The organism is Streptomyces sp. NPDC014889, assembly GCF_043081205.1.
GTDB lineage: Bacteria > Actinomycetota > Actinomycetes > Streptomycetales > Streptomycetaceae > Streptomyces.
In genome coordinates this window covers 575751-595353 of record NZ_JBIBWH010000001.1, presented here as the reverse complement: position 1 = coordinate 595353, position 19603 = coordinate 575751, and the positions used below count along the sequence as shown (strand labels likewise).

Sequence of the window (19603 nt, the reverse complement as noted above, 5' to 3'; positions counted from 1 at the left end):
AACCGGAAACAACCACGCAAGGAGGCACGCAGCACCGTGATCGTCCGTTCGTTCAAGGACATCGAAGGCACCGACCGGCATGTGAAGGCCGCGTCCGGTACCTGGGAGAGCAAGCGCATCGTCCTCGCCAAGGAGAAGGTCGGCTTCTCCGTGCACGAGACGGTCCTGTACGCGGGCACGGAGACGTCGATGTGGTACGCCAACCACATCGAGGCCGTCGTCTGTGTCGAGGGCGAGGCGGAGCTGACCGACCGCGAGACCGGGAAGACGTACACGATCACGCCCGGGACCATGTACCTCCTCGACGGCCACGAGCGGCACACGCTCCGCGTCAAGGAGGACTTCCGCTGCATCTGCGTGTTCAACCCGCCCGTCACGGGCCGGGAGGACCACGACGAGAACGGCGTCTATCCCCTGCTCACCGAGCCCGAGGAGGTGTGAGCACCACCATGAGCGACGTCACCGACCTCTACCCGACCCGTGGTGCCACCGAGGTGACCACTCCCCGGCAGGACCCGGTCGTCTGGGGCTCCCCGGACACGCCCGGACCGATCGACTCCGCCGGCCTCCAGTCGTTCGAGCGCGACGGCTTCCTCGCCATCGACCAGCTGATCACCGAGGACGAGGTCGCCGTCTACCGGCGGGAGCTCGACCGGCTGGTGAGCGATCCGGGGATCCTGGCCGACGAACGCGCCGTCGTGGAGCCGAAGTCCAAGGAGATCCGCTCGGTCTTCGAGGTGCACCGGATCAGCGAGGTGTTCGCCGGCCTGGTGCGCGACGAGCGCGTCGTCGGGCGGGCCCGGCAGATCCTCGGCTCGGACGTCTACGTCCACCAGTCGCGGATCAACGTCAAGCCGGGCTTCGGGGCCAGCGGCTTCTACTGGCACTCGGACTTCGAGACCTGGCACGCCGAGGACGGCCTGCCGAACATGCGGACGGTGTCCGTCTCGATCGCGCTGACCGAGAACTACGACACCAACGGCGGCCTCATGATCATGCCGGGGTCGCACCGGACGTTCCTCGGCTGCGCGGGGGCCACGCCGGAGGACAACTACAAGAAGTCGCTGCAGATGCAGGACGCGGGCACGCCGTCCGACGAGGCGCTGACCGCCCTGGCCGGGCAGTACGGCATCAAGCTGTTCACCGGCAAGGCCGGTTCGGCGACCTGGTTCGACTGCAACTGCATGCACGGCTCCGGCGACAACATCACGCCGTTCCCGCGCAGCAACGTGTTCATCGTGTTCAACAGCGTGGAGAACACGGCGGTCGACCCGTTCGCGGCGCCGGTGCGGCGTCCGGAGTTCATCGGCGCGCGGGACTTCACGCCCGTGCGGTGAGACGAACCGGCCGGAGACGGCTGGTGCGGGCCGGGGCCTCCTTGTGTGGGACGGGAGGCCCCGGCCCGTGTCCGTGTCCGGGCGGCGGCTTCAGCCGGCCAGCGCGTCCAGCAGCCGGTCGACGTCGGCGGGCGTGTTGTAGAGGTGGAAGGCGGCCCGCAGACTGCCCGCGCGCTGGGAGACCTCGATGCCCTTGGCGCTCAGCCCGGCCTGGCGCCCGCCCAGTCCGGGCACGGCGACGATCGGGGAGTCCGGCGCGAGGACCGGTTCGTGGCCGAGGGAGCGCAGCCCGGCGCGGAAGCGGTCGGCGAGCGCGAGATCGTGGGCGCGTACGGCGGACACGCCGAGTTCCTCGACGAGTTCGAGCGAGCGGCGGGCGCCCGTGTAGCTGAGGAGGGCGGGACTCTCGTCGAACCGCCGCGCGGAATGGGCGAGTTCCTCGACGGGGCCGTAGCAGCTGTCCCAGGGCCGCTCCCCCGCCACCCAGCCCGCGAACAGCGGGTTCAGGCCGCCGAGGTCGTCGGGCACGGCCAGGAAGGCCACGCCCCGCGGGCACAGCAGCCACTTGAAGGCGACGGCGCTGACGTAGTCGTAGTCGTTCGCGTCGAGGTCCAGCCAGCCGGCGGCCTGCGAGGCGTCGACGTAAACGCGCGCGCCGTGCTCGCGCGCGGCCGCGCGGATGGCGGGCAGGTCGGCGACGCGGCCGTCGGCCGACTGCGCGGCGCTCACCGCGACCAGGGCCGTGCCCGGCCGGACCGCCTCGGCGATCCGTTCCAGCGGCACGCTGCGCACCTTCAGGTCCCGGCGGACGTGGAAGGGGTTCACCACGGAGCTGAAGTCGCCCTCCGCGGTGAGGACTTCGGCGCCCTCGGGCAGTGCGGCGGCGATCAGCCCGGTGTAGACGGCGACGGAGGCCCCGGCCGCCACGCGGCGCTCCGGCACCTTCATCAGCCGGGCGAAGGAGGCGCGGGCGGCCTCGACGTCGGCGAACATGTCGGTCGGCTGCCCGGCGGCGGCCGCCGCCACGGCGGTGCCCATGGCCTCCACCGTGCGTGCGGGCAGGAGACCGAGGGACGCGCTGTTCAGATAGGTGGTCTTCGGGGCGAACTCGGCGCGGACGAGGGTCTCGAAGGTTTCCATGGGTCCACTGTGCGGCCCGTCGCGGCCCCCGTCCATCGCGCGTTTCTGCGCAGGTCTCCGAAGGATCCCTTATGGATCCGCCGCGACCTGCGGTTCTTCCTCGCCGCTCAGTCTCGCGGCACCGCGCATCCGTCGGGGCCGCAGGCGTCCCCGTCCGTGTCGCCGCCCTGGAGGAGGGTCAGCGGGGAGCGCTCGCCCCATGCCTGGGTAAGGGCCTGGGTGAAGACCTCGGCGGGCTGGGCGCCGGAGACGCCGTACTTCCGGTCGAGCACGAAGAACGGGACTCCGGAGGCTCCGAGTTGCGCGGCCTCCCGCTCGTCGGCGCGGACCTCGGCTGCGTAGGCGTCGGGGTCGGCGAGCACCTTCCGGGCGGCCTCGGCGTCGAGTCCGGCGGCGACGGCCAGCTCCACCAGCCGCTCGTCCCCCTCGGTGAAGACGGACCGCTCCTCGGCGAAGTTCGCCCGGTACAGGGCGTCCAGCAGCTCGCTCTGCCTGCCGTGCTCCTTGGCGAGATGCAGCAGGCGGTGCATGTCGAAGGTGCTGCCGTGGTCCCGGCCCCGGGTGCGGTAGTCGAGGCCCTCGGCGGCGGCCTGCCGCCCCAGGTTGTCCTCGCCGTCGTGCGCCTGCGCCTGGCTCATCCCGTACTTCTTGGTGAGCATGGCGAGCACCGGCTGCACGTCGTCCTTGGCCCGCCCCGGATCCAGCTCGAACGACCGGTGCACCACCTCTACCTGCTCCCGGTGCGGGAAGGCCGCGAGCGCCTTCTCGAAGCGCGCCTTCCCGACGTAGCACCAGGGACAGGCGATGTCCGACCAGATCTCGACGCGCATGCTCTCGGCTCTCTCCCGCTCGTACGGACGCGGAGGTGGACGCCCTCCGCCGGGTCCGTGAACGTTCAAGCAGCGGGTTTCATTCCCCGGTCACCGTGTAGCGCAGCCCCGGATGGTGCCCGTCCGCGGCGGCCGGCCGCCGAGGATCCGGGGTCCAGCCCTGCCGGGCGTAGAAGCGCCGCGCCCGCTCGTTGCCGGTGTGCACCTCCAGGACGGCCGTCCGCCTGCCGTCGGCGCGCCACTGCTCGGCGCAGGCCGCGTGCAGCGCCGTGCCGATGCCCGAGCGCCAGTGGCCGGGTTCGACGTGGAACTGGAGCAGCGCGACCGTGTCCGCGGGGCCTTCGGGCGGGGTGCGGAAGGAGGCGATGCCGACGATGCGGCCCTGGCCGACGGCGCACAGCACATGGCCGTCGGGGCGCGCGATGGCCTCGCGCCACCGGGCGGTCCAGTCGGCGTCGGCGTCCGGGATGCCGTCCGGGTAGTACGTGGACCGCGCGCGCACCATCAGAGCGGCGACGGCCTCCGCCTCGCAGGGCACGGCCGTACGGATCACCAGGCGTCCGCGCGCAGTGTCGTCGATCATGCGAGCAAGGACGCGGAGGCCCGGCGATCCGGTTCCGTGCGGTGCGGTGCGGGGTCAGCGCTCCAGGCGGCCGTTGAAGCGGCGGGGCAGCCCGAGCGGGTTGTCGTCGCGCAGTTCGGGCGGCAGCAGCGCCTCCGGGGCGTTCTGGTACGCCACCGGACGCATCCACCGCTCGATCGCCGTACCGCCCACGGAGGTGGACGTCGAGGTCGTCGCGGGGTAGGGGCCGCCGTGGTGCTGGGCTGCGGCCACGGCGACGCCGGTCGGCCAGCCGTTGACGAGCACGCGTCCGGCGAGCGGGGTCAGCCGGGCGAGCAGTTCGGCGCCGCGTCCCTGGCCGGCCGCCTCCTCGGTGGACAGGTGCACGGTCGCGCTGAGGTTGCCGGGCAGCCGCGACAGGACGGCCTCGGCCTCGGCCTCGTCGTCGTAGCGGGCCACCACGGTGACCGGTCCGAAGCACTCCTCGAGGAGCAGGTCGTGCTCCCCCTGCGCGGTGAGCTTCTCGGCCGGGACGGTCAGGAAGCCCGCGCTGACCGAGTGCTCGCCGCCCGCGCCCGCGGTCACCGGCGACTCGACTCCGGGCAGTGCGCAGCGCTCGGCGACGCCGGCGAGGAAGTTGTCGCGCATCCGGTGATCGAGCAGGACGCCCGGGTCGGTGTCGCTGACGGCGTCGGTGAGCGACTTGACCAGTCCGTCGCCCGCGGCTCCGGACGGCACGAGGACCAGTCCGGGCTTCACGCAGAACTGCCCGACGCCCATCGTCATCGAACCGGCGAGCCCGGACCCGATGGTCTCGGCCCGTTCGGCGGCCGCCGCCTCGGTGACGAGAACGGGGTTGAGCGACCCCAGTTCGCCGTGGAACGGAATCGGCGCGGGCCGCGCGGCCGCCGCGTCGAACAGGGCCCGGCCGCCGCGTACGGAACCGGTGAATCCGGCGGCCGCGACCAGCGGGTGCCGGACGAGCTCGACTCCCGCCTCGAAGCCGTGGACGAGACCGATGACGGTCTCGGGGACGCCGTGGTGCGCGGCTGCCCCGCGCAGCACCCTGGCGACCAGTTCGGACAGGGCCGGGTGGTCGGGGTGGGCCTTGACGACGACGGGGCAGCCCGCGGCGAGCGCGCTCGCGGTGTCGCCGCCGGCGACCGAGAAGGCGAAGGGGAAGTTGGAGGCGGAGTAGACGGCGACGACCCCGAGCGGCACCTTGTAGCGGCGCAGGTCCGGGATGGGCGGGGCCGCGTCGGCGTCGGGGTGGTTGATGATCACATCGAGGAAGGCGCCCTCGTCGACGATGCCCGCGAAGGCCCGCAACTGGTAGCAGGTGCGGGCGAGTTCGCCGGTGAGCCGGACCGGTCCGAGCGCGGTCTCGGCATCGGCGGCCTCGACGAGCCGGTCCCGGGCTCCTTCGAGCCGGTCGGCGGCGGAGCGCAGGAAGGCCGCGCGGACGGCGCGGTCGGCGAGCGCCGCGCGCGCCTCGTGCGCGTCCCGCACGGCGGCGTCCACCTCCTGCGCCGTGGCCTCCACCGCGACCTGTTCCCGCTGCTTCCCGGTACGGGGGTCGACACTCCAGACTGGTGCTGCCACCGCGGATCCCTCCACATGTCTTGCCGCAGTATCCGGCCGGTCCCTACGGTCGGCCGCATGGGGGTCACCACCAGCGCGTTCGATATGCTGAACGCTGTCTCTGATGGTGAATACTCTGCCGGAGACTATATCTCCAGCTTCTCGTCGAACGAAGGGGTCCAGGGCGATGTCGGCAGGCGACGCAGGCGGCGGTGCGCAGGTCAAGTCCGCGGTACGGACCGTGGAGTTGCTCGAGTTCTTCGCCGGCAGCCCCGGTATGCACTCGCTGGCCGCGGTCCAGGAGGCCGTCGGCTATCCCAAGTCCAGCCTGTACATGCTGTTGCGCACACTCGTCGAGCTGGGCTGGGTGGAGACCGACGCCACCGGCACGCGCTACGGCATCGGTGTGCGGGCGCTGCTCGTCGGCACCTCCTACATCGACGGCGACGAGGTGGTAGCGGCGGCCCGTCCCACGCTGGACCGGCTGTCCGACGACACCACCGAGACGATCCACCTCGCCCGTCTGGACGGTACGAACGTCGTCTACCTGGCCACCCGCCAGTCGCAGCACTATCTGCGCCCGTTCACCCGGGTCGGCCGCCGCCTGCCCGCGCACTCCACCTCGCTGGGCAAGGCGCTGCTGAGCACGTACACCGACGAGCAGGTGCGCAAGATGCTCCCGGAGACGCTGCCCGCGCTGACCGAGCACACCATCACCGACCGCGAGCGGCTGATCGAGGAGCTGCGCCGGATCCGTGAGCAGGGGTACGCCGTCGACCGCGAGGAGAACACCCTGGGTCTGCGCTGCTTCGGCGTGGCGATCCCGTACCGGACCCCGGCCCGGGACGCGGTCAGCTGTTCGGTCCCGGTGGCGCGCCTGACGCCGGCGCACGAGCAGATGGTGAAGGATGCACTCTTCGACGCCCGCGACCGACTGACGCTCGCCACCCGGAGGCTGTGAGACATGGAGGTCGTGCTCCGCGCGGTCCACGACAGCGATCTGCCGGTGTTCTACCGGCAGATGAACGACCCGGAGGCGCTGCGGATGGCCGCCTTCACCCCGAAGGACCCGGCCGACCACGAGGCCTTCGCGGCGCACTGGCGCCGGATGCGCGCCTCGTCCGTGGTGCTGCGCGCCGTCCTGCTCGACGGTGACGTGGTCGGCAGCGCCGCCGTCTACGGCGAACCGGGCGAGCGTGAGGTCACCTACTGGGTGGACCGCGCCTACTGGGGCCGGGGTGTCGCCACGGCCGCGCTGCGCGCCCTGCTGGCCGAGGTCCCCGAACGCCCGCTGTACGCGCGGGCGGCGGCGGACAACGCCGGTTCGCTGCGGGTGCTCGCCAAGTGCGGCTTCCGGGAGTCCGCGCGGGCCCGGGGGTTCGCCGAGGCGCGCGGCGAGGAGATCGACGAGGTGGTGCTGACGCTGCGGGCCGACGCCGGATGACGGCGGGCGCGCACAGGGCGTGCCCCGCCCGGCCTCGTGGAGCGGGCGGGGCACGGGCCTTGACTAGCTGACGAAGTAGGTCGGGTTCGGCAGCTTGAAGGTGTGGTCGGCGTGGCCGCCGTCGAGGTCGGAGTACTGGTCGCCGAGGTTGGCGACGATGTCGTACCCGAGGTCCTCGATGTGCTTGCGGGTGCCGGACTTGTACTGGACGGTCGTGCAGGTCCAGGAGCCCGGGGTGGCGCAGTCCTTCAGGTAGGACGGCGGGTTGGCCGCGTCCTTGAGGAACATGTGCGCGGCGTCGAGGTTGACGTCGGCGCCCACCTTCTTCAGGTTCTCCACGGCGGCGGAGCGCTGTGCCTCGCTGAGCCCGGAGTTGTAGAAGACGGTGACGCCCTTCTTCGCGGCGTACTGCACGAGTTCGGGGCTGCCGAAGACGGCCGGACGGTCGGCCCGGTTGACGTAGGCCGCCCAGGTCGCGCTGTTGTAGCCGTAGCTGTTCTTCTTCTCGTAGTCCAGGCTGAGCAGCAGCGTGTCGTCGATGTCGAAGACGACGGCCGGCTTCTTCTGGCCCTTGTGGCCCGCCTTGTCCGCCGCCTTGTCGATCCACTTCCTGGCCTCGGCGTCGACGGCCGCGAGGTCCTTGGCGTACTGGCTGTCCGGGGACGCCTGGTAGACACCGTTGCTGTCGAGCTTGGTGCCGTAGTAGGTGTCGATGTCCTGGGTGAGGAGCCCGATGTTGTAGGGCTCGCGGGTGGAGTTGGCGGTCGACTGGCCGGCCGTGGCCGCACCGGCGCCGTAGATCACGGCACCGGTGAGGGCGCAGGTGGCGGCGAGGGCCGCGATACGCAGTGGCTTGTGCATGAGTCGTTTTCTACGCGCGTCACCCTCGGAAGCGCGAGACCGTGCGGGGCACCTTTTGCCCTATCGATATCTGACGTGACCGACAATTCGCCTGCGCCACCCGCCGTTCACCTCGTCCGGTCACGCACCGTCAGCGCTCCCGCCACGGAGTCCAGTCGCCGAGGTACGCCTCCCGGGTCGCCGTCCGGGCCTCGGCCCGGGTGAGCTGGGGGCGGTTGGCCGGGACGGTGATCCGCGCGCCGGGCCCGGAGTTGCGGTACTCGGCGAAACGCTGGTCCTGCCAGGGGTACATGTCCGACATATTGGTGTATGGCACAGCCTCGTCCACGCCTGCGCCGAGCCAGGTGTCACGGACGGTCAGCATCGGCCGGGCGGTCGTGTCCGAGCTGGGGACCCAGGGGCGGGCGAGCTTGTAGCCGCCGTCCGGTGCCCGGCTGGTGACACGGCCGTGCGTGACCAGGTAGCCGCGCGGGTTGGCGCCCGCGGTGGAGGGCGCGAAGACGAAGCCGTACGGTGGCGCCGCCAGGTCGGTGCGGTCCAGCGCCCGGAAGCGGCAGTGCTCGAACACCGCGGTCGCCCGGCCGAAGACGAAGTCGACGTCGCCCTCGACGTGGCAGTGGGCGTAGTACTGGCGGGCGAAGGCGGACAGGGACCTGGTGTCGGCGTACAGGGTGTCCTGGTGGCCGAGGAAGCGGCAGCGCCAGAACGCCGAGCGGTCGCCCTGCGCCTTGAGGGCGACGGCCTGGGTGCCGGTGACGCCGGGGTGGTCCGCGCGCAGCCAGTCGTTGGCGAACGTGATCCGGTGGGCGGTGAAGCCGTCCGCCTGGACGGTCGTGGTGGCCGATCCGCTGGTGCCGTAGGTGCTGCCGTCGGGCCTGGGCGTGCCGGCCGCGTTGTCGTACACGATCACCACGTCGCGGGCGTCGCCCGTGGCGCCGATCCAGGTCATGTCCGTGCGGGTGGTGTCCACGGAGACGGTCTCCCGGTAGGTGCCCGGCCCGAGGACCAGGGTCCAGCCGCCGCCGGCGGCCGCGTCCACCGCGGCCTGCACCCGGGTGAAGTCGCCACGTCCGTGCGGGTCGACGTAGAGGGTGCGCGGGGTGCGGCGGGCGGCCGGTGAGCCGTGGCGGCCGAACGGGTGCGGCCGGGCGGCGGCCCATGCGGGCGGGGCGGCCGCGCCGAGCGCGACGCCGGCGGCGGCACCGGTGAGCAGGAGTCCCCTTCTGGTCAGCCCCTTTCCGGGCGGCGACGGCAGGGACGGACGGAGGTGGGGCGAGGGCATACGGGTGCTCCTTCGCTGGGCGGTCGGGTCGACTGCGGTGGCGGGCCGGGGCGGAGGGTGCGCCCCGGCCCGCCGGGGGGCGTCAGCGCAGACGGCCGGCGCCAGCCTGGTGGTCGACGATCCCGGGCAGCGCCTTCGGGTTGTCGATCCGGGTGCGCAGGGCCGGGGTCCAGTCCCCGCCGCGCTGGAGGGTCTCGTCGGGCACCTGGACGTTGTGCACGGCGATCAGGTCGGTGAGCCTGCCGTTGACGTAGTTGTGGGACTCGGTGACCGGCGAGTCCTTCCACTTCTTCAGGATCCGGCCCGCGCCGATCCCGCGCGCCAGCGTGAACGCGTTGTGCTCGGCGACGAGTTGGGACTCCATGCCGATGCCGAGGCTGTAGCCGTAGCCGGCCTCGGCCACGTAGTGGTTGTTGTAGGAGTCGACCTGCCCGAAGCGGACGCGCGGGGCCCGCTCGACGAGGTTCCTGAACAGGTTGTGGTGCAGGGTCACCTTCAGGTGGCCCCGGTCGATCGCGGCGGTGGACGCGCTGTCGCTGTTGCCGATGAGGATGGTCTTGTCGTGGTCCTCGAAGACGTTCCAGGAGACCGTCACGTAGTCGGCGCCCTTGACGATGTCCAGCTCACCGTCGTGCTGCTCGAAGATCCGGCCGTAGTAGTACGGCAGGCTGCTGTTGGGGTGCTCCCCGTCGGTGAACGTGTTGTGGTCCATCCACACATGGGTGGAGCCGGTGACCACCGCGCTGTCGTACTCGGAGTTCCAGTTGCCGTCGGCGGTGTCGGTGGGGTCCCACTGCGGGAAGCAGTCCAGCGGGCTCTCCAGGGTGAGGTTGCGGACGATGACGTTGTCCACGTTCTTGATCTGGAGGCTGGCGCCCTTGAACCCGGCGCCCTTGCCGACGCCGATGATGGTGGTGTTGGCGGGGATGTTCGCCTTGATGTACTTGTCCTGCAGGGCGGCGGAGGCGCGGCGCAGCCCCTCGGGGCTGTCGTCGGACTCGCCGTCGAGGTTCCGGTCGCGCCCCCAGGTCTCCGGGGCGTAGGTCTCCAGGTAGGCGCCGAAGTCGTAGCCGGGCACCTCGAAGGCGGAGCAGCTCGGGCCGTCGGCGTCGACCATGCCCTTGACCTTGATGATCTTCGGCGCACTGCCGCCCGCGGCGAGCGCGGCCTTGAAGCCGTCCCAGGTGGTGACGGTGTAGGTGTGAGCGGCGTCGGCCTTGGCGCCACCGGTGGTGCCGGTGCCGTACGAGCCCCAGCCGTCCTTGGCGCCGAGCACCTGGCGGGCGGGGTCGTCGGTGCCGGGGGCCGCGGCGGCGGACGTGGTGCCGGTGACGGCGAGCACCAGCGCCGCGCACACGGTTGCCGTGATGACGCGTGCATGACACTTCGAAGTACGCACTGTACGAATCCTCTTTCCACGGGGGGTTGGGCGAGAAGGGGCGCGGGGAACCGCGCGCCCAGCCACGGACGGTCCGCGGTCCGGATGCGACCTCGGGCCCCCGGACCGTCCGCCTTCGTTGCGCCGACCGGCGTCAGCCCTGGTTCTGCTTCCACTCGGCCTGCGCCTTGTCGAGCTGGTCGGCCAGCGTGTCCAGGAACTGCTTGGCGGTCATCTTGCCGAGCAGCACCTTCTGGAAGTTCGGCTCGTTGTCGGCCTTGGAGATGGTGTTCCAGTCGGGCAGGTAGTACGGCAGCTGCACGATCTTCGTGTCGGTCCCGTTCAGCGCCTCGGCCGCCAGCTTCGTCGGCTCGGCCTGCTGGATCCAGTCGTCCTTGGCGGCGTCGACGTTGGTGGGCACCTGCCCGGCGGACTCGTTGAACTTGGAGTTCTCCGCGGCCGAGGCGGCGAACTCGATGAACTTCCAGGCGGCCGCCTTGTTCTTGCTCGCCTTGAACAGGCCCAGACCGTCCACCGGGTTGGACACCTGCACGCGGGTGCCGTCGTCCAGCGTGGGGTTCGGGACGCCGCGGAACTTGTCCTTGCCGAGGGCCTTCAGGTGGTCCTGGTACGAGCCCAGGTTGTGGCTCAGCATGCCGATGGTGCCGCTGTCCCACTGGGCGACCATCTTGGTGAAGTCGTTGTTGACGTCGGCGGACGGGGTGTCCTTCTTGTACAGCGCGACGTACTTCTCCAGCGCCGCCACGTTCTTCGGATCGTTGACGGTGGTCTTGTCGCCGTCCCAGAACGAGGTGATGCCGCTCTGCCCGTACACCGCGTCCAGGGCCGGCGCGATGGAGCCCTCGCCGCCGCGGAAGGTGAAGCCGAACTCGTTCTTGCCCTTGTTCGTGAGCTTGTCCGCGGCCTCGTAGAACTTGCCCCAGGTGGTGGGCGCGTCCAGGCCCGCCTTCTTGAACAGGTCGGTGCGGTACCACAGCGTGCCGTTGTTCACCGAGGTCGGCACGTGGTACAGGGTGTCGCCGCCGCCCGCCGCCTTGCTGACGCCAAGCACGTTCTCGCTGAGCTTGCCGTTCAGCTCGCTCTTGGCCAGCCGGCCGTCCAGCGGCTCCAGCGCGCCCTGGGCGGCGATCTCGGCGAGCATCGCGGTGCCCACACCGCCGACGTCCGGCAGACCGCCGCCCTGGATGGCGGTGTCGAACTTGGACTGGGCGCTCGCGGCCGGGATGCCGACGTAGTTGACCTTGATGTCCGGGTACTTCTTCTCGAAGTCCGCGATGATCTGCTTCCAGACGTCGGTGCGGACACCGCCGTTGTTGTCCCAGAAGGTGATCTCGCCCTTGCCGGAGCCCTCGGCCCCCTTGCCCTTCCCGGAACCGCTGCCGTCGTCACCGCACGCGGTGGCGGTCAGCGCGAGCGCGGAACCCAGGACGACGGCGACGGCGGCGCGCCTGCTTCTACGGATGTTGATCTTCATTGATCGGCTCTCTTCTTCTGGATCCAACTCGGAGGTGGAGCACGGTGCTTGGGTCTCGGGACGTGGGGGAACTCTCCGGTAAGCGCTTACTCGAAGGGCGTGCCACGGCGGCTCCCGACTGACGGCTACGGGTGGTCACAGCACGGTGGGGGCGAGTGGTGCCCTCATGGGCGTCCTGCTGGATGTCCTGATGGACGTCCTCATGGGGAACCTCATGACGGGACCGCCCGGCGGGCCAGCTCCCCGGCCTCGTCCCGGCCGAGCCGTCCGTCGGCGACGACGGTGACGACCCGGCGCAGGACGGTCCCGCCCGGCTCGATCACGAGCCGCCGCTCCGCCGCCAGCGACGAGCCCACCCCCGGGTACTCCGCGGCCCGCACGAACCAGGCGTCCTCGCGGGTGGCGTCGGTGGCGCCGGCGAACACCAGCGTCCAGGTGCTGCCGACCAGCGCCACCCAGTCGGCGCGGGTGCCGTGGGCGTCCGCCTCGCCCTCCCCGTCGGAGGTGAGGACGAGCGGGGGCCGCTCCTCCTTGCGGGCCCGCCAGAAGAAGCCGCCGTAGGCCGCGCCCGGGCGCCCGTTGGTGGCGGGGCTGCCGATCGACAGCTCCTGCGGGGTGACGTTGGTGAGGGCGAAGGCGAAGTCCAGGGCCCAGGCGGTGGCGGTGAGTCCGGTGGCCGTGACGGTGCGGTGCTCGCGCAGCAGTTCACGGCCCGCGGCCACCCAGCGCAGCTCCTCCGTGAACCGGTCGGCCTCGCGCAGCGGGAAGCCGGTGTGCCGCTGGGCGCCGTGGTTGTCCAGCTCGGTCGGGCCAAGGTCGCGCACGAAGGTGCGCCCGCCCCAGAAGTTGTGCCCCTCGACGTCGGGAACGGCGACACCGACGCCGAGGTGGTGGAGGTGGTCGGCGGGGCCCAGTTCGGTGACCGCCGTGCCGGCCAGGGTGGTGACGGGGTGCAGATACGGGCGCGGGGAGAGCCGGTCGGGCAGCTCGGGCCGGGTGACGCAGCGCGCGACCGGGCGGCCCGCCACGCGCAGGACCGGGGAGTCCGTCATCCCACGCTCACCTCCTTCGGCGACGTCCAGTCGACGTCCAGTTCGGAGTACAGGGAGAGGGTGTCGGCGACGGCCGCGACGAGCCCGTCGACGCCGGGCACGACCCGGCGGTCCTCGCCGGCCGCGCGCCGCCAGGAACGGGCCCGCAGCTCGGCGGGGTCGGGGGCGGTGCGGACCGCCTCGACGACCCGCATGAAGGCGCCCGTGGACGCGGGCGGGACCAGCAGTTCCGCCCCGCCGGTCAGGTGGTCGACCAGGTTCTCCAGCAGGTCGGTGCGGCCGTACTCGAACTCCTCGGGACCGTGGCCCGCCCGTTGCAGCAGCACCCGGTCCTGCTTGTACCAGAAGGTGATCCGGCCGCTGCTGCCGTGCACCATGACGTACGGGTCGTCGGGACGCTCGGCGCACAGGGTGGCCGCGACGGCGGCCCGGCCGTGCGCGGTGGTGACGCGGACGCAGGAGGTGTCGTCGGCCTCGATGGCGTTGGCCCGCCACAGCTCGGTCTCGATGCCAGTGACGTCCTCGGCGCGGGTGGCGCCGAGCAGGGCGAGCGAGGTGGACACGGCGTGGGCGAGGGGGTTGGTGAGCACCCCGTCGACCACGTCGACGCCGTTCAGGCGGCGCCTGCCCGCCCAGGGCGCCCGCCGGTAGTAGGCCTCGTCGCGCGCCCAGGCGCCTGCCGCGCCGACCCCGGTGACCGTCCCGATCAGGCCCTCGGCGACCAGTTCCCGGATCGCGGGCATCGCGTGCGAACCCAGCGCCTGGAAGCCGATCTGGCAGGCGACCCCGGCCTCGGCGACCCCGTCGGCCATGCGGCGGAACTCCGCGTACGAGGGCGCGGGCGGCTTCTCCAGCAGGAGGTGGACGCCCCGCCCGGCGGCGGTGAGCGCCAGGTCGGTGTGGGTCGGGATGGGCGTGCAGATCACCGCGATCCGGGCGCCGGTGGCGTCCAGCAGGGCGCCGAAGTCGGCGGACTGCGCCGGTGTGCCGAGCCCGTCGGGGATCTCGTCCTCGCTCAGCGGGGTCAGTTCACAGATCCCCACGAGCCGTACGAGGCCCCGGTCCTGGAGCCGGCGGATGTTGTCCAGGTGCCAGCGGCCGTGACCGCGGGCCCCGGCGAGCACGACCGGCAGGGGCGGGGTGGTGGCCGTCATCCCTTCACCGCCCCCGCGCTGAAGCCGGTGATCAGCCACTTCTGGATGAAGGCGAACACGATCACCACGGGCACGGCGGCGACGATGCCGCCCGCGGCCAGCGCGCCCAGGTCGACGCTGTCCGCGCTCATCAGGGTGTTGAGGCCGACCGGGATGGTCTGCTTGCTCTGGTCGGAGAGGAACATCAGCGCGAACAGGAAGTGGTTCCAGGCGTGCACGAAGGCGAAGGAGCCGACAGCGATCAGCCCGGGCCTCAGCAGCGGCAGGACGACGATCCGGAAGGCCGAGAAGCGGTTGCAGCCGTCCACCCAGGCGGCCTCCTCCAGGGACGGAGGCACGTTCTTGATGAAGCCGCTGATCAGGATCATCGACAACGGGAGCTGGAAGACCGTCTCGGCGATGATGACGCTGCCCAGCGAGTTGATCATCGACAGCTTGGCGAAGATCTGGAAGAGCGGTACGAGCAGCAGCGCACCGGGCACGAACTGCGAGCAGAGCAGGGCGAGCATGAAGCCGCGCTTGAGCCGGAAGTCGAAGCGGGCGAGCGCGTAGCCGCCGGCCAGGGCGACGACCGTGGTGAGGACCAGGGTCGCGACGCCGACCAGCACGCTGTTCTGGAAGTAGAGACCGAAGCTCCGCTCGGTCCACACCTTCTCGAAGTGGTCGAAGGTCATCGGCCAGGGCACGAGCGAGGTGGAGCCGGCCGGGCGCAGCGCGAACAGCAGGATCCAGTAGAAGGGGATCAGCGTGAAGAGCAGGTACACGGCCAGCGGCAGATAGATGTGCCGGCGCGGGACCTCGTCCCAGGCACGGCGCCTGCCGCGCGGCCGGGCCGGTTCGGACACCGCGCGCTCGGGCGCGGGCGCGATCTCGGTGATCACTTCTCACCTCCGAACTTGCTCAGCCGCAGATAGACGATCGAGCAGAAGAGCAGAATGACGAACGCCACCGTGGTCAGGGCGGACGCGTAGCCGAAGTTGTGGGCGTCGACGCTGGTGTTGGCGATGTAGAGCGGCAGGGTGGTGGTCTCGCCCGCCGGTCCGCCGCCGGTGAGGGTGTAGAGCAGGTCGACGTTGTTGAACTCCCACACCGCGCGCAGCAGCGTGGACAGGACGATGGCGTCCTTCAGATGGGGCAGGGTGATGTGCCAGAACTGCTTGAGCCGGCTCGCCCCGTCGACCTCGGCGGCCTCGTACAGGTCCCTGGAGACGGACTGGAGGTCGGCGAGGATGAGGATGGCGAAGAAGGGCACCCCGCGCCAGAGGTCGGCGACCACCGCCGCCGGGAACACCGTCGAGGTGTCGGACAGCCAACTCGTGCCGTAGGAGCCGATGCCCATGTCGGCGAGGTAACGGGTGATGCCCGTCTGGGAGTTGTAGAGCAGCACCCAGATCGCGGAGGTGAGCACGCCGGAGACGGCCCACGGGGAGAACACCAGGGCCCGGCCGAGCCCGCGGCCCACGAAGGTCTGGTTGACGATCAGGGCGAGGGCGAGTCCGAAGAGCAGTTGCAGCCCGACCTCGACGACCACCCACTTGGCGCTGAAGATCAGCGTGTCCCAGAACTGCGGGTCCTGGGTGAAGGCGTGGACGAAGTTGTCGAAGCCCGCGTATCCGTTCCGCCACGGCTTGGTGGGGTTGTAGTTCTGCAGGCTGTAGTAGAAGACGCTGAGCACCGGGTAGGCGATGAAGCCCAGCATGAGCAGGGCGGCCGGGGCGATCAGCAGGTACGGAAGCCTGCGCGGCGTGGCGGAGGCACGGCGCCGCCGGGGTGGCGCGGGCGGTTTCGCCACGGCTGCGGCTTGGGCCATGACTGTTCTCCGTTCGCAGTGGGGCAGTTCAGCGACCATAGGAAGCGCTTGCTACGTACACGTGGGTGAAGCGCTTCGGCCAAGTGGGCAGGGGGGTGGAGCAGTTGTCTCCCGCTCCCGGGCGTTGCCGGCTACCCGGCGTACGGGTCCGGCACCTTTCCGGGCCGGGCCAGGAACTCGAAGTCGCAGCCGGTGTCGGCCTGGGTGATCTGTTCGGAGTACAGGGCGCCGTAGCCGCGCTCGTACCGTGCGGGCGGCGGTGTCCACTCGGCCCTGCGGCGCTCCAGCTCCTCGTCGTCCACGTGGAGCCGCAGGCTGCGGGCCTCGACGTCGAGGGTGATCAGGTCGCCCGTGCGCACCAGCGCCAGTGGTCCGCCGACATGGCTCTCGGGGGCGACGTGCAGCACGCAGGCGCCGTAACTCGTGCCGCTCATGCGGGCGTCGGAGATCCGGACCATGTCCCGTACGCCCTGCTTGAGCAGGTGGTCGGGGATCGGCAGCATGCCGTACTCGGGCATTCCGGGTCCGCCCTTGGGGCCGGAGCCGCGCAGCACGAGCACGCTGTCGGCGGTGATGCCGAGCGAGGGATCGTTGATGGTGCGCTGCATGGTCCGGTAGTCGTCGAAGACGACGGCGGGCCCGGTGTGCTCGAGCAGGTGCGGTTCGGCGGCGATGTGCTTGATGACGGCGCCGTCCGGGCAGAGGTTGCCGCGCAGCACCGCCACGCCGCCCTCGTCCGCGACCGGGTTGTCCCGGGGCCGGATCACGTCGTCGTCGTGCACCCGCGCGCCGTCGATCTGTTCGCGCAGGGTGTCGTACGACACCGTCGGCCGGTCCAGGTGGAGCAGGTCCGGGATGCGGGAGAGGAAGCCGGGCAGGCCGCCGGCGAAGTGGAAGTCCTCCATGAGGTACTTCTGTCCGCCGGGGCGGACGTCGGCGAGGACGGGCACGGTGCGGGCGATGCGGTCGAAGTCGTCGAGGGTGAGCCGGACGCCCGCGCGGCCCGCCATGGCGATCAGGTGGATCACGGCGTTGGTGGAGCCGCCGAGCCCGAGGACGGTGGTGACCGCGTCCTCGAACGCCTCGCGGGTCAGGATCTCGCTCAGTCTCCGGTCCTTGCGGACCAGTTCGACGATCGTGAGGCCCGCTCTCGCCGCCATCCGGTCGTGCCCGGAGTCCACGGCCGGGATGCTGGAGGCGCCGGGGACGGTCACGCCGAGGGCCTCGGCGGCGGCGGTCAGCGTGGAGGCCGTGCCCATGGTCATGCAGTGGCCGGGCGAGCGGGCCAGACCGCTCTCCAGCTCGGCCATCTCGCAGTCGCCGATCAGCCCGGCACGCTTGTCGTCCCAGTACTTCCACATGTCGGTGCCCGAGCCGAGGACTTCGCTGCGCCAGTGGCCGGGCAGCATGGGCCCTGCGGGCACGAAGACGGTGGGCAGGTCGACGCTCGCGGCGCCCATCAGGAGGGCGGGGGTGGACTTGTCGCAGCCGCCCATCAGGACCGCGCCGTCGACCGGGTAGGAGCGCAGCAGCTCCTCGGTCTCCATGGCGAGCATGTTGCGGTAGAGCATCGGGGTCGGCTTCTGGAAGGTCTCGCTGAGCGTGGAGACCGGGAACTCCAGCGGGAAGCCGCCCGCCTGCCACACCCCGCGCTTGACCGCCTGGGCGCGGTCGCGCAGGTGGACGTGGCAGGGGTTGATGTCGGACCAGGTGTTGAGGATCGCGACGACCGGCTTGCCCAGGTGCTCCTCGGGCAGGTAGCCGAGCTGGCGGGTGCGGGCGCGGTGGCTGAAGGAGCGCAGGCCGTCGGTGCCGTACCACTGGTGGCTGCGCAGGTCCTCCGGGCGCCTCTCGTCCGGCCGGGTGCTCATATCCCCCACCCCGCGGCGATGGCGGCGACCTCGGCGCGTTCGCTCTCCGGCAGCGGCTTGCTCGGCGGGCGCACGTCCCGGCGGCACAGGCCGAGCGCGGCGAGGGCCTCCTTGACGACGGTGACGTTGTTCGCCGACCCGTTGGCCGCGCGCAGCTCCTCGAAGCGGCGGATCCGCTCCCAGACCTTCATCGCGGCCGGGTAGTCGCCGTCCCTGAGCGCCCGGAGCATGCTGACGGAGACGGCCGGGGCGACGTTGACCAGGCCGGAGGTGAAGCCGGTGGCGCCGGCGGAGAAGTAGGAGGGGGCGTAGGGCTCGGCGAGGCCGGCGACCCACACGAACCTGTCCAGGCCGGCGTCCCGGGCGAAGGCGCCGAAGCGGGTGGCGTCCGGGACGGCGTACTTGACGCCGATGACGTTCGGGCAGACGTCGGCGAGTTCGGCCAGGCGGGCGCCGGGCAGCTGGGCGTTGCGGATGTAGGGGACGACGCCCAGCTCGGGCACGGCCTCGGCGATCGCGCGGTGGTAGTCGACCCAGCCGGCCTGGGAGACGTAGGGGTGCACGGGCTGGTGGACCATGACCATCTGCGCGCCCAGTTCGCGGGCCTGCCGGGCGGAGGCGATCGCGGTGGGCACGTCGTGGCCGACGCCGACCAGGATGCTCGCCCGGTCCCCGGCCTCCTCGACGGTCATCTCGGTGACCTGCTGCCGCTCCTCGGGGGTGAGGGCGTAGAACTCGCCGGTGTTGCCGTTGGGCGTCAGGGTCGTGATGCCGCCGTCGAGCAGACGGCGCAGCAGGGCCCGGTAGGTGGCGCCGTCGACGCCGCCGTCCTCGGTGAACGGGGTCACCGGGATCGCCACCACGTCGGCCAGGGCCGCCCGCTGGGTCTCGAACGCCGTTGTCATGCCTGACCATCCTCTCCCTGGGCCTTCGACTCCGCTGAGGGGAAGGCTCGTTGCACGAACGACGCGATGTGAGCGTGGAGGGCGCGGGCCGCGCCGTCGGCGTCGCCCTCCAGGGCGAGCCGCAGGATGTCCCGGTGCTCGGTGGCCTCCCGGTCCCAGGAGGGGTCGGCGGACCAGGCGACGGCGGAGACGAGGGCGGCCTGGTCGCGGACCTCGTCGAGCAACCGGCCGAGCAGCGGGTTGCCGCAGGGCAGGTAGAGGGCGCGGTGGAACTCGCGGTTGGCGAGGGAGCGTTCGGCGGTGTCCGCGGCCTCGTCGGCCCGCTTCAGCGCGTCGCGGGCGGCGTCCAGGGAGGCGCCGCGGCACACCGAGCGCCTCAGTGCCTCCGGTTCGAGGAGCAGCCGCACGTCGTAGACCTCGCGTGCCATGTCCGCGTCCACCTCGCGCACCGTGACGCCCTTGTACTGGTTCATCACGACCAGTCCGGTGCCGGCCAGGGTCTTCAGCGCCTCGCGCACCGGGGTCTTGGACACCCCGAAGTGAGCGGCGAGTTCGGTCTCGACCAGGGCCTGACCGGGCGTCAGCCGCCCGGTGAGGATGCGGTGTTTGATCCCCTCCAGCACGACCTGCGTGCGGGAGGGGATCGGCGTGGGCACAGAGGTCATGCGCGCCTCTCGGATCTCGTCGATCACATCACGGCTCGGATCGCGAGTTTCTGATCTCGCGTATCGCGTCTCATATATGACGTACGAAGTACGACGCGATGAAGGTAAGAGGGGCTCGGGGTTTCGTCAATGCCTCCGGCACAGGAAAATCCGCCGGACGCCGGCCACGGGCCGTGTGCCGCCGCAACTCCGGGAAGTGCTGCTCGTGTTCGGGCTCGCTCTTGCCGCCCCTCGCC

General features: G+C 71.4%; 19 protein-coding genes. 4 read left to right on the top strand and 15 right to left on the bottom strand.

Going from position 1 to position 19603, the window contains the following annotated elements:
- The first annotated feature begins 36 nt into the window (after positions 1-36).
- Complete coding sequence (locus ACF09J_RS02700) at positions 37-441, top strand: ectoine synthase (protein ID WP_392303546.1); 405 nt, start codon at positions 37-39, stop codon at positions 439-441.
- A gap of 8 nt (positions 442-449) precedes the next feature.
- Positions 450-1337, top strand: coding sequence for an ectoine hydroxylase (gene thpD, locus ACF09J_RS02695; protein WP_392303643.1), 888 nt, complete (start codon positions 450-452; stop codon positions 1335-1337).
- Between the two features lie 90 nt (positions 1338-1427).
- Here thpD and ACF09J_RS02690 read toward each other — a convergent pair whose 3' ends face one another.
- The 4 genes from ACF09J_RS02690 to ACF09J_RS02675 all read right to left on the bottom strand — a co-directional run bounded on the left by ACF09J_RS02690 (position 1428) and on the right by ACF09J_RS02675 (position 5471).
- Positions 1428-2477, bottom strand: coding sequence for an aminotransferase class V-fold PLP-dependent enzyme (locus tag ACF09J_RS02690; protein WP_392303545.1), 1050 nt, complete (start codon positions 2475-2477; stop codon positions 1428-1430).
- 107 nt (positions 2478-2584) lie between these two features.
- Entirely contained in the window at positions 2585-3307 is a 723-nt protein-coding gene (locus ACF09J_RS02685; RefSeq protein ID WP_392303544.1) for a DsbA family oxidoreductase, read from the bottom strand.
- Positions 3308-3386: 79 nt separating this feature from the next.
- Positions 3387-3890, bottom strand: a complete 504-nt coding sequence (locus tag ACF09J_RS02680) for a GNAT family N-acetyltransferase (RefSeq protein WP_392303543.1) — start codon at positions 3888-3890, stop codon at positions 3387-3389.
- A 54-nt stretch (positions 3891-3944) separates the two neighbouring features.
- A complete protein-coding gene (locus tag ACF09J_RS02675; RefSeq protein ID WP_392303542.1) occupies positions 3945-5471 on the bottom strand; it encodes an aldehyde dehydrogenase (NADP(+)) in 1527 nt (508 codons plus the stop codon).
- Positions 5472-5637: 166 nt separating this feature from the next.
- Here ACF09J_RS02675 and ACF09J_RS02670 point away from each other — a divergent pair, with 166 nt between their 5' ends.
- Both ACF09J_RS02670 and ACF09J_RS02665 read left to right on the top strand, forming a co-directional pair.
- On the top strand, positions 5638-6411 hold the full coding sequence (locus ACF09J_RS02670) for an IclR family transcriptional regulator (protein WP_392303541.1): 774 nt from the start codon (positions 5638-5640) through the stop codon (positions 6409-6411).
- A gap of 3 nt (positions 6412-6414) precedes the next feature.
- Positions 6415-6894 (top strand): GNAT family N-acetyltransferase, encoded by a 480-nt coding sequence (locus ACF09J_RS02665; RefSeq protein WP_392303540.1) that lies wholly within the window; start codon positions 6415-6417, stop codon positions 6892-6894.
- Between the two features lie 63 nt (positions 6895-6957).
- On the opposite strand, the gene ACF09J_RS02660 is transcribed toward ACF09J_RS02665, so the two are convergent.
- From ACF09J_RS02660 to ACF09J_RS02610, 11 genes are all read right to left on the bottom strand, one after another.
- The gene (locus tag ACF09J_RS02660; protein WP_392303539.1) at positions 6958-7755 is read right to left on the bottom strand and encodes an HAD family acid phosphatase; all 798 of its coding nucleotides are present in this window, start codon (positions 7753-7755) and stop codon (positions 6958-6960) included.
- A 130-nt stretch (positions 7756-7885) separates the two neighbouring features.
- Positions 7886-9037: a pectinesterase family protein gene (locus ACF09J_RS02655; RefSeq protein ID WP_392303538.1), complete on the bottom strand. Its 1152-nt coding sequence runs from the start codon at positions 9035-9037 to the stop codon at positions 7886-7888.
- A gap of 82 nt (positions 9038-9119) precedes the next feature.
- Complete coding sequence (locus ACF09J_RS02650) at positions 9120-10436, bottom strand: polysaccharide lyase family 1 protein (RefSeq protein WP_392303537.1); 1317 nt, start codon at positions 10434-10436, stop codon at positions 9120-9122.
- 133 nt (positions 10437-10569) lie between these two features.
- On the bottom strand, positions 10570-11910 hold the full coding sequence (locus tag ACF09J_RS02645; protein ID WP_392303536.1) for an ABC transporter substrate-binding protein: 1341 nt from the start codon (positions 11908-11910) through the stop codon (positions 10570-10572).
- A gap of 212 nt (positions 11911-12122) precedes the next feature.
- Positions 12123-12962, bottom strand: a complete 840-nt coding sequence (locus tag ACF09J_RS02640; RefSeq protein WP_392303535.1) for a PmoA family protein — start codon at positions 12960-12962, stop codon at positions 12123-12125.
- Positions 12959-14116, bottom strand: a complete 1158-nt coding sequence (locus tag ACF09J_RS02635) for a Gfo/Idh/MocA family protein (RefSeq protein WP_392303534.1) — start codon at positions 14114-14116, stop codon at positions 12959-12961. Before ACF09J_RS02635 ends, ACF09J_RS02640 begins: the two co-directional genes overlap by 4 nt.
- Positions 14113-14997 (bottom strand): carbohydrate ABC transporter permease, encoded by an 885-nt coding sequence (locus tag ACF09J_RS02630; protein WP_392303533.1) that lies wholly within the window; start codon positions 14995-14997, stop codon positions 14113-14115. The genes ACF09J_RS02635 and ACF09J_RS02630 overlap by 4 nt, the downstream gene beginning before the upstream one ends.
- A complete protein-coding gene (locus ACF09J_RS02625) occupies positions 14994-15926 on the bottom strand; it encodes a carbohydrate ABC transporter permease (protein WP_392303532.1) in 933 nt (310 codons plus the stop codon). The genes ACF09J_RS02630 and ACF09J_RS02625 overlap by 4 nt, the downstream gene beginning before the upstream one ends.
- Before the next feature lie 131 nt (positions 15927-16057).
- On the bottom strand, positions 16058-17797 hold the full coding sequence (araD, locus tag ACF09J_RS02620) for an L-arabinonate dehydratase (protein WP_392303531.1): 1740 nt from the start codon (positions 17795-17797) through the stop codon (positions 16058-16060).
- Positions 17794-18702 carry a dihydrodipicolinate synthase family protein gene (locus ACF09J_RS02615; protein ID WP_392303530.1) on the bottom strand — a complete coding sequence of 303 codons (909 nt, stop codon included), beginning with the start codon at positions 18700-18702 and terminating at the stop codon, positions 17794-17796. Before ACF09J_RS02615 ends, araD begins: the two co-directional genes overlap by 4 nt.
- The gene (locus ACF09J_RS02610; RefSeq protein WP_392303529.1) at positions 18699-19367 is read right to left on the bottom strand and encodes a GntR family transcriptional regulator; all 669 of its coding nucleotides are present in this window, start codon (positions 19365-19367) and stop codon (positions 18699-18701) included. The genes ACF09J_RS02615 and ACF09J_RS02610 overlap by 4 nt, the downstream gene beginning before the upstream one ends.
- Positions 19368-19603 lie beyond the last annotated feature (236 nt).